The 13,781-nt window shown below is 46.6% G+C and carries 13 protein-coding genes; 8 read left to right on the top strand and 5 right to left on the bottom strand.

The window, feature by feature from the left end; all coding sequences use genetic code 11:
- Positions 1-3: 3 nt before the first annotated feature.
- The 4 genes from ACWYVB_RS07780 to ACWYVB_RS07765 all read left to right on the top strand — a co-directional run bounded on the left by ACWYVB_RS07780 (position 4) and on the right by ACWYVB_RS07765 (position 3,626).
- Positions 4-894 carry an efflux RND transporter periplasmic adaptor subunit gene (locus ACWYVB_RS07780; RefSeq protein ID WP_457528607.1) on the top strand — a complete coding sequence of 297 codons (891 nt, stop codon included), beginning with the start codon at positions 4-6 and terminating at the stop codon, positions 892-894.
- Positions 895-910: 16 nt separating this feature from the next.
- A complete protein-coding gene (locus tag ACWYVB_RS07775; RefSeq protein WP_168187734.1) occupies positions 911-1,597 on the top strand; it encodes a potassium channel family protein in 687 nt (228 codons plus the stop codon).
- A complete protein-coding gene (locus tag ACWYVB_RS07770; protein WP_005396613.1) occupies positions 1,590-2,738 on the top strand; it encodes an AI-2E family transporter in 1,149 nt (382 codons plus the stop codon). The genes ACWYVB_RS07775 and ACWYVB_RS07770 overlap by 8 nt, the downstream gene beginning before the upstream one ends.
- A 216-nt stretch (positions 2,739-2,954) precedes the next feature.
- Positions 2,955-3,626, top strand: coding sequence for a DUF2057 domain-containing protein (locus ACWYVB_RS07765; protein ID WP_054866817.1), 672 nt, complete (start codon positions 2,955-2,957; stop codon positions 3,624-3,626).
- 134 nt (positions 3,627-3,760) lie between these two features.
- Here the strand turns inward: ACWYVB_RS07765 and ACWYVB_RS07760 are convergent, their stop codons facing one another.
- Entirely contained in the window at positions 3,761-4,525 is a 765-nt protein-coding gene (locus tag ACWYVB_RS07760; RefSeq protein ID WP_047009626.1) for a ferredoxin--NADP reductase, read from the bottom strand.
- A 210-nt stretch (positions 4,526-4,735) separates the two neighbouring features.
- Between ACWYVB_RS07760 and ACWYVB_RS07755 the strand changes: the two genes are divergently transcribed.
- Positions 4,736-5,188: an acyl-CoA thioesterase gene (locus ACWYVB_RS07755; protein WP_258658025.1), complete on the top strand. Its 453-nt coding sequence runs from the start codon at positions 4,736-4,738 to the stop codon at positions 5,186-5,188.
- Between the two features lie 596 nt (positions 5,189-5,784).
- Here the strand turns inward: ACWYVB_RS07755 and ACWYVB_RS07750 are convergent.
- On the bottom strand, positions 5,785-6,003 hold the full coding sequence (locus ACWYVB_RS07750; protein ID WP_005396617.1) for a VF530 family protein: 219 nt from the start codon (positions 6,001-6,003) through the stop codon (positions 5,785-5,787).
- 150 nt (positions 6,004-6,153) lie between these two features.
- Between ACWYVB_RS07750 and ACWYVB_RS07745 the strand changes: the two genes are divergently transcribed.
- Positions 6,154-7,077: a LysR family transcriptional regulator gene (locus tag ACWYVB_RS07745; protein WP_005484216.1), complete on the top strand. Its 924-nt coding sequence runs from the start codon at positions 6,154-6,156 to the stop codon at positions 7,075-7,077.
- Here ACWYVB_RS07745 and ACWYVB_RS07740 read toward each other — a convergent pair.
- Positions 7,074-7,364 (bottom strand): putative quinol monooxygenase, encoded by a 291-nt coding sequence (locus ACWYVB_RS07740; protein WP_021822050.1) that lies wholly within the window; start codon positions 7,362-7,364, stop codon positions 7,074-7,076. The two genes, ACWYVB_RS07745 and ACWYVB_RS07740, sit on opposite strands and share 4 nt — an antisense overlap.
- Before the next feature lie 69 nt (positions 7,365-7,433).
- Complete coding sequence (locus tag ACWYVB_RS07735) at positions 7,434-8,087, bottom strand: oxygen-insensitive NAD(P)H-dependent nitroreductase NfsB (protein WP_005480118.1); 654 nt, start codon at positions 8,085-8,087, stop codon at positions 7,434-7,436.
- A 167-nt stretch (positions 8,088-8,254) separates the two neighbouring features.
- Here ACWYVB_RS07735 and ACWYVB_RS07730 point away from each other — a divergent pair, with 167 nt between their 5' ends.
- Positions 8,255-9,730, top strand: a complete 1,476-nt coding sequence (locus tag ACWYVB_RS07730) for a helix-turn-helix transcriptional regulator (RefSeq protein WP_457528602.1) — start codon at positions 8,255-8,257, stop codon at positions 9,728-9,730.
- 129 nt (positions 9,731-9,859) lie between these two features.
- Positions 9,860-12,517 (top strand): alpha-amylase family glycosyl hydrolase, encoded by a 2,658-nt coding sequence (locus ACWYVB_RS07725; protein WP_457528601.1) that lies wholly within the window; start codon positions 9,860-9,862, stop codon positions 12,515-12,517.
- 84 nt (positions 12,518-12,601) lie between these two features.
- Here ACWYVB_RS07725 and ACWYVB_RS07720 read toward each other — a convergent pair whose 3' ends face one another.
- Positions 12,602-13,759, bottom strand: a complete 1,158-nt coding sequence (locus tag ACWYVB_RS07720; protein WP_457528599.1) for a D-alanyl-D-alanine carboxypeptidase family protein — start codon at positions 13,757-13,759, stop codon at positions 12,602-12,604.
- Positions 13,760-13,781: the final 22 nt, after the last annotated feature.

The following is a 13,781-nucleotide window of genomic DNA, read 5'->3' as shown; positions in this document are numbered from 1 at the left end:
AAGATGAAAAAACTATTCGTAATCGCACTCAATCTTGTCATTCTTGGTGGCGCAGCTTGGCTCGGCTATCAAAAATTTGAAGAGTATTTTAATAACCCTTGGACACGCGACGGCCAAGTGCGCGCCAACGTCATCAAAGTAGCTCCTCGTGTATCAGGCCCAATTGTAAATGTTGCGGTGCAAGACAACCAAGAAGTGAAAACAGGCGATTTACTGTTTGAAATCGACCCTGCGACTTACGAAGTTGCTTTGTCTCAAGCCGAAGTGGCACTAGAACGCGCCATTGTTAGCTCTCGCGGTAAAAAAATCGAATACGACCGCCTTAAAGATATTCGCGCGAAAGACCGCGGCGCGGTTTCTCACAAGGATCTGATTCGTCGTGAAATCGCTTACGAAGAATCGCTACTGCAAATCAAATCTGCAGAAGAGCAATTAAAATCAGCGCGCCTTAACCTCAGCTTTACCAAAGTTTATGCGACCGTCGATGGTTTTGTGTCTAACCTCGATATTCGAAACGGTACGCAAGCGGTCGCAAACCAGCCACTGCTGGCGCTGATCGACAAGAACAGTTTCTGGGTGTTTGGTTTCTTCCGTGAAAACCAACTCGCGCAAATCGAACCGGGTAGCCAAGCACGTGTCACTTTGATGTCTCACCCAGACACGCCAATTGACGCAACGGTTGACTCTATCGGTTGGGGTATTGCGCCGAAAGACGGCACGGTCGGCTACAACCTTCTTCCAAACGTGAACCCTGTATTTCAGTGGATTCGCTTGGCACAACGTATTCCGGTGCGAATCTCAATCCAAGAACTTCCAGAAGATGTTGCTCTTCGATTCGGGCTTTCTGCGTCCATCATGGTGATGAAAGATTCATCGGCAGAAAATGAACAGTAACTAAGTGAGAAGAACCATGGTCATTGGTAAAAAACTCAAAAACATTAATGAAGAAAACAATTTCTTCTATCTAACTTTAGCGCTGGTGATTTTGTTGCTAGGGAGTGCGATGGCACAAGTGGTGGGTGAAGGGACTATTGAACACATACTACAGGCGTTCACGGTTCTCACGTTCATTGTCTGTTTTGCCAGCCTTCGCTTCGACAAAATGTGGTCTCGTTTCCTCTATACCCTGTTTGGCGTTTGGGTTTTTGTGATTGTGATCAAGACCGTTTTCAACATCCGAGAGATGAATGTAGTGATGCTTGCCCTCACCTTCGCGTTCTTTTTCGGCACTTTTAAATCCATCGCAAGGCAGATTCTTTTCACTGGCCACGTCAATAGCAACAAAGTCATTGGCTCAGTCGCGCTTTTCTTGCTGCTTGGTCTGATGTGGGCAATTGCCTATCTCATTCTTCTAGAGTTCTCGCCAACCTCATTCACTGGGATGGAAGCCATTTCTTGGGGGCAGAATTTCTCTAATGCGGCGTATTTTAGTTTCGTCACCTTAACCACGCTTGGTTATGGCGATATCAGCCCTCTAACGCCATTGGCTCAAGTCGTGGTGTATTTAGAGGCCATTACAGGTGTGTTCTATATGGCGATTGTTGTTTCAAGTCTCGTCAGTTCTAACATTGATCATCAGGTAAACAAAAATGGATAAACAATCGGTAAAAATCGACAGTAAGCTTTTCATCAGTAATATGGTGGAGTCAGCAATACGCATTGGCTTGATCTTCGTCTTGCTGATGTTTACGTACGACATCATCAAACCCTTCATTCTTCCCGTTATTTGGGGTGCAATTATAGCCGTCGCTTTAATGCCACTTACAAAAAAGCTGGAGCGTGCATATGGCGGTCGCAGAGGCCTGGCAGCCACGACGATTGCTTTACTTGGTATTGCACTCTTAGTCACACCACTTGTTATGGTGTCAGGCTCCATTGTAGATGGTGCAACGCATGCGCTTGAAGTATTGCAAAACGGACAAGTGAAGATCCCAGGTCCAAAACCTTCCGTTGCGGATTGGCCTGTCGTAGGTGATAAGCTCTATGAGGTGTGGACCCTATTCGCGACTAACCTTGAACAAGCGATTCAAACCTTTATGCCGCAGATAAAGTCCGCGCTCACTTCTTTGCTAGGCACACTTGGCGGTGTATTGGGCAGTTTACTGCTTTCAATCTTGTCACTTGCGATTGCAGCAGGTTTTATGACGTACTCTGAATCTGCAGCATCAGGGCTAAGAACCATCGCTATTCGTACCGCTGGTGAAAACGCTAAAAGCTGGACCACGCTTATCGCAGCAACCATTAAAAGCGTACTGCTTGGCGTAGTCGGTGTGGCGGCGATTCAAGCGCTACTGATCGGTGCTGGTTTCTTTGTATTTGGCGTTCCGGCAGCTGGTTTGCTCACTCTGATTCTGATGATCTTGTGTATCGCTCAGCTACCAGCGCTGCTTGCCGTACTACCAGTGATTGGCTTCATGTACATGACTCAAGATACAACGACAGCCACCATGTTTACTGTCTGGGTAGTAGTTGCAGCTCTTTCTGAAAACCTGTTCAAACCAATGTTAATGGGACGTGGCGTCGACGTGCCAATGCCTGTGATTCTGCTCGGTGCCATCGGTGGTATGCTTTTCTACGGCATCGTTGGTCTGTTCTTAGGTGCCGTTATCCTGGCGATTTGGTATGAGTTATTTGTTTGGTGGTTGAGCATTGAGAAAGCACAACAGCAAGAAGAAATGGCAGAACAACAAGACGCTTCTGATGACCAATCGGAGCCTGGACACGGTGCAGGCATATAATAAATCAATAAGTTAGAAAGAAATTTAATCTATAATTTATGATATCAAACCGCTCTATTGCAGCGGTTTGATTCTATTTGGATCACAGTTTCCCCGTAATAAATGCGATAAAAATGACGTTCTTGTTAAATTTTCATACTTCTTACACTTGGGAGTTGCAATCGGGCAATGAACGATGCACTCTCGATGACCACTAATTTGCTTAGGATAAAAACAATGAAATTGATCAAGCCTTTAACTTGTGCGCTTGCTCTCGCAATGAGTGGCATGGCATTCGCAGATGTAACCGTGAGTGTTCCTGACAACGTTTCAGTATTAGCGGCTAACGGTGAAAAAGCAGACCTTTCGGGTGGTTTTTTCGCCTCGGAAAGAACACTAACGTTACCTGATGGCGTTAACCAAGTCGTATTTCGCTTCGCCCCTTACTTTAACCAAGGCAATGACCGTTTAAGTGTTGAAAGCGATGTTATCGTTACACGATTTGACGCTGCCAATGCCGAGCTGACGCTACAAATGCCAGAATACCGCAACCTTCGCGACGCGGAAGAAAAGATCAAGGACTTAGATTGGAAACTGGTTGATGATTCAGGCAACACCGTCGCTGTTGAGCAAGACAAATTGATCAAACCGGGTATGCAAATCGGTCGTGATTACGTGCGTGAAGTGGAAAGCTACAACAAAACAGGTGGCGTTGCTGCTATCGCTGTTGCTGGTGCAGCCGTTGCTCAACCAGTCACACTACCAGCAAAGATTCCTGAAGATATGAAACAAGCGAGAGCGACTGCGGTTAAATCAGATTCGACAGCAGAAGAGATGCTGCACTTCTGGTACCAAAAAGCAGACGCAGAAACCAAAGCTCGCTTTAAAGCGTACGTTAATCAACAATAAGTCTGATTAACTCTATCGATATTAAAAAAGCCACTTCATGTGGCTTTTTTGATCGAACAAGCTAGGACGCTTGAGCGACTTTGTTATTGGTGATCATCATGTCTTCAATATGGTTATATCAATTTAACCAAACGCTACCAGTAACGCTCATAGATGATATTGCCTCCTGTTTTAGGACGATACTTTTCCAACCCAAGCCCTTGTAAGACTGGCAAGGTATCTTTGATCATCTGCGGGTTCCCACACATCATGACAAAACTACTTTGAGCAGAGAATGGCACATCAGCAGCGTTGGACAGTCTACCCGATTCGATGAGTTCGGGAATTCGACCTTGTAACTGACCATCCACCACTTCCCTACTGACTATCGGGATGTACTTTAATCTGCCTTCATATCGTTGCTGTAGTTGCTCAATCAGATATTTATAGACCAGATCTTTTTCGTAGCGAACCGCATGAACAAGCACAATTCGCTCATTATGAGGTGGTAAGTTTATATCATCCAGTAGCGATAAAAACGGTCCAATACCTGTACCTGTAGATAGCAGCCACAGATCATGAGCCTGTTTAGGAATAGAGTCGTGGATTAAGTCACCATGTGCGGTCTCACCAACATAAATACTATCACCAGATTTAAGCTTTTGGAGCCTTGGGGAAAGTTGTCCTTGAGGGTCGGCTACTATTAGGAACTCCAACCAATCGAACTGTTCGCTTGGCGCATTAACCACAGAATAAGCACGGCTGATCGGCTTGCCCTCATCATCTAGCAAAGCAAGCTTGGTGAACTGGCCGGCTTTAAAGGTAAGAGGCGCGCCTGAGACCCTTAAACTGAACAGCTCGCCAGTCCAGTCAATGCGTTTTTCCACCTTGGCTAGATTGAAACCTTTCAGCTCAGTCATGAGACACCTCCTATTTGGTTACTCTTAGTTAAACTTACGCCTTCAACTCGATTATGTAAAGTTTCTAGTTTACATAATAAGATTGCCATTTCATTTCACATTTTAAAAACAATTTTATTACATATTAAATGATTACATCTAGAATAAATGCTCAAAGTGATAAGTCGCGTCGCAATTTGTGGCAATGCAGATAAAAAAGGAGCACTAAAAATGGACACACTGTTAAAAGACTTTCCCGTTATCACAGAGATCAAAGTCGCATGGGGTGAAATGGATGCTCTGCAACACGTCAATAACGTGGTCTATTTTCGCTACTTCGAGACGGCGCGTTTAGATTACTTCAACAAAATTAATCTGCTAGTCGACCTGCAAACCTCGCAAATTGGGCCAGTACTGAGCGAGACGCAATGCCGCTACAAGCTTCCTGTCACTTACCCAGACACGTTATTAGTCGGCTCGCGCGTGATCGACATGCAAGAAGATCGCATCACGATGGAATACCAAGTGCTGAGTAAGAAGTGGGGTAAGATTGCGACCATCGCGACCGCTATTGGTGTGATGTTTGATTTTAAGAACAACGTAAAAGCGGCGATTCCAGACCACGTTCGCCAGTCGATTTTAGACTTGGAAGGAACTGTGGGTAGCACGCATCATTTAGAGTAGCAAGAAACAAGAGATTAAAGGCGAGGTTACCGACAGCGATTCTTCATCGCTGTCGGGAATAACGTATGGCTAATCTTCTAGACTACGCGATAAGAAAACTAGCGTCATTCTAGCGAGCCAAAGCGAGACTAAGAATCTACTTACCGCTTGCTGCAGACCCTAGAGCGATGAATAAACTCAATACAATCTGAGAGTAGATTCTGAATCACGCTCGTTCCTCGCTGTTCAGAATGACGGTTCGAGTTTAGCTCTGACCTCTATAAAACCATCTAAAAAGCTATTCCAGACAAGCCTAAGTGACCATCCGGAATCTCTCCTTAAATGTAACAGCAGAGCGACTCTTCCAGCCTACGCGATAAGAAAAGCACGTCATTCTAGCGAGCCAAAGTGAGACTAAGAATCTACCTACCGCTTGCTGCGAGCCCATAGAGCTATAAATAGACTCAATACAATCCTGAGGGTAGATTCTGAATCACGCTTTAAACGTAACAACAGAGCGACTCTTCTAACCTACGCGATAAGAAAAACTGCGTCATTCTAGCGAGCCATAGCGAGACTAAGAATCTACTTACGGCTAGCTGCAGGCCATAGAGCGATTAGCAAAACGTCTCGATATACAGCGCTTCGACTTTGTCTCTTGCCCATTGCGTTTTACGCAAAAACTTCAGAGAAGATTTGATCGACGGATCTTTCTTAAAACAGTTCACTCGAACGCGCTCATACAGGCCATTCCAACCAAAGTGTTCAACAAGTCGGGTGACGATTTTTTCTAAACTCAACCCATGCAGAGGGTTATTCGGCTGTTCGTTGCTCATGTTGTTGATCCAGTAGCGATGTAAGTGGCGGGCTAATCTAACTCAAAGTGACCACTTAACCTAATGTTTTCACCTTCAAAGGCGTTTAGCTTGAATTACTTTGCTCATCTCCCCTATAGTAGCTCAAACTTCACAAACATCCTTTTCACGATGAAAGCCCTCAACGACCTCAATATTTTTGTCGAAACAGCGCGCCAAGGCAGCTTTTCAAAAGCCGCTAACAGCATGGACATGACACCTGCTGCCATTAGCGCATCGATTAAGCGTCTTGAAGGGCAAATCGGTTTCCCGCTGTTTGTGCGTTCTACCCGAAGCCTGCGTTTAACCTCAGAGGGCGAACTGTTTTTAGACAAAACCACGCAAGCGTTAGCAACATTGCAAGAGGGGTTGGATCAGATCTCAAGTGCGCGTGGCGAGTTATCTGGTCAACTGCACATTACTGCGCCCTCCGATTTTGGTCGCAATATGTTGCTCGATTGGGTGGATGAGTTCATCGATCTCTACCCAAATGTTTCCATCAAACTAGAGCTGTCCGATAGCTTGACGGATATGTACACCAAGCCTGTCGATATTGCGATTCGCTACGGCGAGCCGGCCGACTCCAATCTGGTCGTGTTGGCTTTGTGTGGGTCAAACGAGCGGATCTTATGTGCATCGCCAGAGTACGTCGCCACACATCCAGAACTCACCTCTCCTGCCGATTTAACGCAACACAACTGTTTGTGCTATATGGTCGCGGATTCGGTCTACAACAAATGGACGCTCACGCGTGACGGCGAGAAAGAACAAGTCGTGGTCAGCGGTAACTTGATGAGCAACGATAGTGACTTGCCACATCGGTTAGCGATCAAAGGCAAAGGCATTGCGAATAAATCGTTGATGGACATCAGCCGAGACTTAATCGAGGGAAGATTGGTGCGAGTGTTACCAGAGTGGGATTGCGGCCCAGTACCGCTCTACATGGTGTGCGCCGATCGTCGCTTACTGACGCCAACGATTCGGACTTTCCGCGACTTTATCCAACAAAAATGCTGCCAGCAACGCGCCAACGTGCTGGCAACCTTCTGTCATTAGGCGATAAATCGAAGAGGACGAATCTGGGTATATTCAACCCAATCGTTCTCTTCCAATGTTTCAAGAAACGTCGCCATGTGCGGGCTTTGCAAATGCTTATCCAAGGCCTCTTGCGATGCCCAAATTTCTTGGAACATAAATAGGCCTTCAACTTTTTCGTCGAGATACAACTCGTATTGGCAACAGCCTTCTTCTTTGCGAGTTGGCTCTAGCAAACCAGCAAGCAAATTCACCACCTGATCCTTACTGTCTGGATAGGCTTTCACTTCTGCAACTAAGTGGATCATCGTTTTTTCACTCTTTTGCGATTTATATATTGATTACAGGGTTCTACGTCACCTGTAAGTAAGCTCGAATTAGATCTCGGTGAATACGGTTTCTGCGTCCCAGCGAGACTTTGGCGTTTTCGCGTTGAAGTCATCTTCCGCGTGGTAGCCAAGCGGCACGATCACAACGCTGGTGTAACCTTTTTCACGCAAGCCAAATTCTTCATCCAGCACTTTTGGATCAAACCCTTCAATTGGCACTGCATCGATTTCTAGCGTCGAAGCACCCAACAGCAACGTACCCACGTTGAGGTAAACTTGTTTCTCCATCCAATGGTTTGCATCTTTCAGATCAAAACGGTGCATGTTTACAAAGTAGCTACGCCCACCGCGCACAGCCGCTTTCGCTTCTTCAGTTGGGAATCGGCCATCTTTTTCTTCTTGCGCCATTAGCGCTTCAATGTAGTCGTTATCAATGCCTGTTTTCGCACAAAACACCAATACGTGAGAAGCGTTGAGAATCTTCGCCGCGTTAAACGCGTAGTTCTCTTGCGCCGCTTTAGCGATGCGCTGTTTGCCTTCTTCTGTGCTTGCCAGAATGAAATGCCAAGGTTGAGAGTTCACACTCGATGGACTAAAACGAATCAGCTCTTTAACTGCATCGATTTTTTCTTGAGGTAGCTTGCGCGTTGGGTCAAACACTTTCGTTGAGTAACGAGATTTTGCAGCTTGTACGATATCCATGAGGTTCTCCAATTAATGAATTTAAGCTGTGTAACAGCATAACCTCATGAGATAAAGGGAAAAACCGATTTCGATTAAAAACATTTTCAAAATAAATTTGAAAATAAAACGATAAGAAAGGCTTTGAGCGTTCTCACTGAACTTCTTCATCCTTTCAGCAATAATGCATGTTTGCTCGCAACCGAACTCAACTCATGCTGCCTCAAGATAACGTTATTACATCCTTTCTGTGCAAAAAGCTCGGTCACAATCATCTGCGAATTGCCGGCGAATATTGGCACATTGAGAAGTTGGTTGCCTTGCAATGCATGATGTTGAAAGAAGCGCCTAACCTCCAAGAAGGGCTGCTTTGGTGGAGTAAAAGTGTCTCATTATTCGACCGCCGTTTGTACGTCACATTGCAACATGGTGATGCCCAAATCCATCTGCAAGTCGAATGCAGAACGGGCGATATGCCAAATTGGGCGGAGTCGGTATTTGGCTTGCTCAAAATGCAGTTGGAAATGCTTGAGTTAAGCGAATCAATACAGGTACAGGTACAGGTACAAGTTCACGCCAACAATCCACTCGCGGCCGATATTTTTCTAGAGGAAACGCGAGATTCTAAAACGAGTTCAAGCGTGTTTGAACTGGTGAAACATGTTTATTTGCTGCTTTCCCACCAACCAATTGAACAACCCGAATTGCTGAGTGTTTTGAACGCCTTGTTCATCAAAAACAGTAATTACGCGCTCAAGTTAGAGCAAGCGGCAAGGCAACTGGGCGTCTCCAAACGCACCTTGCAACGTCGACTGCAAGAAAAGCAAATGAGCTACTCTCAATGCGTTGATTTCGCTAAAAGAAAGCAAGCACTCACTTTGCTTGCCGACACTCAACTCACAACGCAGCAAATCGCCTATCAACTCGGTTATGAAGAACCATCGAACTTTCACCGCACTTTTCGTCGTTGGTATCCGTTTTCACCCATGCAGTATCGCCAACAATGTTTGGATAACCGAACTCAGCTAAATCAGCAACCGATCCGCTTGTACTACGCCAAAGCCAATACCTTCGACGATAACCACATCGACCAACCTGTCGGCAAAATCTGGATGGAAGTGGACAATATTGCGTTTGAAAAAGTGGTCTCGGTAGAATGCCGTGACCGTGATGGCGCATGGCGGCGCTACCCCGCCTTCTTCGAGCGTTTTTTAAGTCATGGCACCGAACTCTGGGCAACGACCGAACTTCCGGTGGCGCATCCCCTGACCTTTCGCCTGTGTTATGAAGTCGATGGGGAGCGTTACATTGAGAATAACCACCAGCGTGATTATGTGGTCTCTAAGGGGCTTTTAATTGGCGCAACGGAATATATTGTCCCGACTCGGCAGCTTATTAATATTGGGGCGCAATACACGCTCTTTATCGAACTGGCATGCCGACTTGAAAACGTTGCGAGGATTGACTGTTACGTCGATGATGACCCCACACCTCACACAATGCGCTTGACCCAACACTCGCTACATTATGCTTGTTGGGTGCTGCAATTATCGCTCATTCAAACTGCAAAGCAGTGCCGTTTCCGCCTTTATGATGAATCCGGTAACGAGCTCGCGAAAGAGCATTACCCGATACAATATCCTATTGTGCAACCGCTCAATTAAAACTGTCGGTCAGATCAAAATCGTCTCTTCGTGACATCATTTCACGTCTTTTTTGGCGTGAAATGACACTCTCAATTTCAAACCTTTGCTTTATCGTTTCTGCATTGCTGCATAACGGAGGCAAAAACCGTGTTTGAAACTCTACCTAACCCAATGAATAAAATAAAAATACTTCCTTTCGCGATCGCTCTTGCCCTTTCTGGCTGTGGAAGCGACGAAACCACACCAATCGATACAGGCAGCCACGTGGCATCTCCTGATTGGCAAGATCAAATCATTTACTTCCTGATGATCGACCGTTTTAACGACGGCGACAGCGCTCTTAATGATCAAGGGCAAAACGAGTTCGATCCGACGTCGGATAAAAAATTCAGCGGCGGCGACCTCGTTGGTGTGAGCGATAAGTTAAGCTACATCGAAGATCTCGGTGCCACATCGATCTGGATTACTCCGCCAGTTGCAAACCAATGGTGGGATGCAGAGCAAAACTACGGCGGCTACCACGGGTACTGGGCGCGCGATTTCCAAAAAGTGGATGAACACTTTGGTGACATGGAAAGCTACCAAGCGTTAGCACGCGAAGTGCATGCGCGTAGCATGTTCTTAATTCAGGACATCGTGACCAACCATGTAGGCAACTTCTTTACCTACGATGATCCTTACAGTTATGATCCAAGCCTACCTTGCCAAGGCTTCCGTTTGATTAAAAATGCACTACCCGCCGGACAAGAGCTGCCGTACCCACTCAACATGAACGAGTGTAAAACAGACGGCACAGGCAGCTACCACTGGACGCCAACCATCACCGACCACAACGATCCGGTACAAGAAAAAACCTGGCAGCTCTCTGATTTGGATGACCTTAATACGTCCGACCCTGAAGTACGCGCTTATCTAAAAGAGAGCTACCGAAAATGGATTCGCGAAGTCGGCGTCGACGGGTTCCGTATCGATACGGTGAAGTTTGTTGAACACGATTTCTGGAACGATTTCCTACACGCCGACGATGGTGTGATGACGCAAGCGGTTGATACCGGTCGTGACAACTTCCTCACTTTTGGTGAAGTATTCGAAACATCTACGCCATACAACACCGAAGGCGAAGAGAAGATGCTGACTTACATCGGTGAAAGTGGCTCGCCGAAACAGCTAACCTCGGTACTGAACTTCCCATTGCAAGCGACCATGACGCGCGTATTTGCATCAGGGCAACCGACCGACTATTTACGTTTCCGTCTTGAGAAAATGATGGAGATGTTCCCGAATCCATACATCATGCCGAACTTCATTGATAATCACGACATGCCGCGTTTTCTGTCGCAAGGTAGCGTCAATGATATGAAACAAGCACTGATCACCATGATGAGCGTACCGGGTATTCCTGTGATTTACCAAGGTACAGAGCAAGCAATGTCAGCAGCGCGCGATGCGATGTTCGCCGGAGGGTATCGTGAAGATGGCAACTACGTAGACTCGTTCGACCAAAACAGTGAGATGTACTTGTTTATTCAAGAACTTGCCAAGCTACGCACTGAAAACAAAGTCATGACACGTGGCGAAATGAAAGTGATTGGCAGCGATAAAGCGGGCGCGGGCGTCTTCGCCTTTACCCGAACGTTGGATAACGACGAAGTCTTGGTTATGATGAATACATCCAACTCGCCAATGTTGATGAACCAACTCGATGTAGAGCAAGTTGGTGGCACCGTCTTCCAACAACAAATCATGTCTAACTGGGCAGAAGCTCCAGAACAGTTAATCGCAGATGAAAATGGTCACGTAACCCTTGAGTTGCCAGCCAAGTCAGCAGTGATTTACTCAAAAACAAGCAGCAATCAATCTGTAGATATCCCAGACCTCAATATCCGACTTGCTCAAGATTGGGAAGGACAAACCATCACAGGTGATATTGTTATCGCGGGTAGTGCGAACGCCAACGAGAAGTTGAACCTCGTCGTCGATGGTAACTTGGAAACAGCGCAAGCCATTACTGTAGGCGATGATGGTCAGTTTAGCGTCACGCTGTCGACTCGTCACTTTGCAATTGGCGAACAACAGCACCGCTTCGCGATTTATTCCACCGAGAAAAAAGCAGGCATCGAGGACGTGAATTTTGTTTCGAACCTAAGCTGGTCAAACACGCCGGATGACACCATTGATGATGCTGGTGATGCGCAAGACGGCACAGGCGGTCCTAACGGTAACTACTCGCTACCAACTGATCCAACGTTCGACAAAGACAGCAGCCAGCTCGCGATCAATAAAGCAGAAGTGTTTACCGTTGGCAGTAACGTACGTTTGACCTTCACCATGGACAAAATCACCGACACTTGGTTGCCACCAAACGGCTTCGACCACGTGGGTTTCACCATCTTTATTGATTTACCGGAAGAAGCCGCAACTAACTTGTCTGAGCTACCGAAGATCAACGCTTCTATGCCAAGCGGAACCTGGAGTCGTAATGCGGTTGTTTTTGGCTGGCAAAGCTCGATTTACAACACCAAAGGAGCAAATGCGACGACATGGGGAGAAGCGGTCACGCCAGCACCAACAGTGACAGTAGACAAAGCCAATAACACTATTTCGATGGACTTTGCGAGTGACGCGCTGGGTCGACCTGATTCACTGGATGGCATTCGATTCTATGTGACAACTTGGGACTTGGATGGATTGTCTGCCACTTACCGTCCACTAGAACAAAACAAAGGCCCTTGGAACTTCTCCGGTGGCGCATCGGATGAGAGCAAGATTTGGGATGACTTACCAATCATCACCTTGTCTGAATAAACCGTTAAATAAGACACCGTCCAGCGTTTAGCTGGGCGGCCATCAACAAAAGAATGCAGAAAGACACTTCTGCTCGTTTTTATTCTAGTTAAAGAACGATTTCACCCACAGCACCAGACTGTCCCAAAGCTGACCGAACCACGAGCCCTCTTCTACCGCTTGGCTGCTGACCAGGGGATAACTCGCCACGGTACTGTCATCGCTTTTCCAAACGACCTTACCAATTTCATCTCCTTGCGCGAGCGGCGCAATCAACGGTTCATTTAACACCACACTCTTATCAAGCCCAGCCGTCATAGAACGAGGCAGAGTGAGATAGGCATCTTTGGCGAAGATCGCCTCAACTTGATTGTCATTTCCCTTCCAAACGCGAACTTTAGACTCAACCTGCCCTTGTTTGGCAACTTGTTTGGTGTCATAAAAACGAAAACCATAACTGAGTAAATTCTTGGATTGGCTCGTTCGAGCCTGTTTACTTGGCGTGCCCATCACTACCGAAATCAACCGCATTTTCCCTTCTTTGGCGGAGCTCACCAAACTGTATCCCGCATTGCTGGTGTAACCGGTTTTGCCCCCGTCGACATCAATGGAATTGTCCCACAGTAATTTATTGCGGTTGTACTGCGTAATGTCGTTCCACTTGAAGACTTTCTCACTATATAGCGCATACACAGCGGGAACGTCGTTGATGATCGACTGCATGAGTTTTGCCATATCGTTGGGTGAGGTTTGGATGCCTTCACTATCGAGACCATGGGAGTTTACAAAATAAGTGTCTTGCAGCCCTAACTTCTCAGCCCAACCATTCATCAAGGCGACAAAGCCGCGTTCACTGCCAGCAACGTGCTCAGCCAGTGCAACGCACGCGTCATTACCCGATTGGATGATCACGCCGCGCATTAAGTTCGCAACACTAATTTCATCTTTCGGTTTGATGAACATTTTAGAAGAACCGGGAAACTTGGCCGACCACGCGTTTTCGCTCACGGTGACAACATCATCCCATTTTAAACGCCCCGCTTCGATTTCTTGTCCAACGACGTAAGCGGTCATCAACTTGGTTAAACTAGCCGGAGCAAGGCCTGCTCGCCCGTTATGCTCGGCAATAATGGCACCGGATTGAAAGTCCATTAATACGTAGCCTTTTGCCTGTAACTGAGGTGGGTTGGGCGTAACAACGGCAAAAGTAGGTACGCTTATTAAACAAGTCACAATTGTCCATCGAGCCAGTGACACTTTCATCCGACTTCCTCCATGCTCTTAC

It is taken from the genome of Vibrio sp. JZG10 (assembly GCF_054064075.1).
The sequence above is the reverse complement of the archived record's forward strand: the minus strand, read 5'-3'. Positions and strand labels throughout refer to the sequence as shown.

What these genes read in the sequence shown, in the direction of transcription:
- ACWYVB_RS07720 (WP_457528599.1), bottom strand. Translation starts at nt 13,759, where the DNA reads ATGAAAGTGTCACTGGCTCGATGGACAATTGTGACTTGTTTAATAAGC.
- ACWYVB_RS07740 (WP_021822050.1), bottom strand. Translation starts at nt 7,364, where the DNA reads ATGATCCACTTAGTTGCAGAAGTGAAAGCCTATCCAGACAGTAAGGAT.
- ACWYVB_RS07765 (WP_054866817.1), top strand. Translation starts at nt 2,955, where the DNA reads ATGAAATTGATCAAGCCTTTAACTTGTGCGCTTGCTCTCGCAATGAGT.
- ACWYVB_RS07745 (WP_005484216.1), top strand. Translation starts at nt 6,154, where the DNA reads ATGAAAGCCCTCAACGACCTCAATATTTTTGTCGAAACAGCGCGCCAA.
- ACWYVB_RS07780 (WP_457528607.1), top strand. Translation starts at nt 4, where the DNA reads ATGAAAAAACTATTCGTAATCGCACTCAATCTTGTCATTCTTGGTGGC.
- ACWYVB_RS07775 (WP_168187734.1), top strand. Translation starts at nt 911, where the DNA reads ATGGTCATTGGTAAAAAACTCAAAAACATTAATGAAGAAAACAATTTC.
- ACWYVB_RS07760 (WP_047009626.1), bottom strand. Translation starts at nt 4,525, where the DNA reads ATGACTGAGCTGAAAGGTTTCAATCTAGCCAAGGTGGAAAAACGCATT.
- ACWYVB_RS07750 (WP_005396617.1), bottom strand. Translation starts at nt 6,003, where the DNA reads ATGAGCAACGAACAGCCGAATAACCCTCTGCATGGGTTGAGTTTAGAA.
- ACWYVB_RS07735 (WP_005480118.1), bottom strand. Translation starts at nt 8,087, where the DNA reads ATGGATATCGTACAAGCTGCAAAATCTCGTTACTCAACGAAAGTGTTT.
- ACWYVB_RS07730 (WP_457528602.1), top strand. Translation starts at nt 8,255, where the DNA reads ATGTTTGCTCGCAACCGAACTCAACTCATGCTGCCTCAAGATAACGTT.
- ACWYVB_RS07770 (WP_005396613.1), top strand. Translation starts at nt 1,590, where the DNA reads ATGGATAAACAATCGGTAAAAATCGACAGTAAGCTTTTCATCAGTAAT.
- ACWYVB_RS07755 (WP_258658025.1), top strand. Translation starts at nt 4,736, where the DNA reads ATGGACACACTGTTAAAAGACTTTCCCGTTATCACAGAGATCAAAGTC.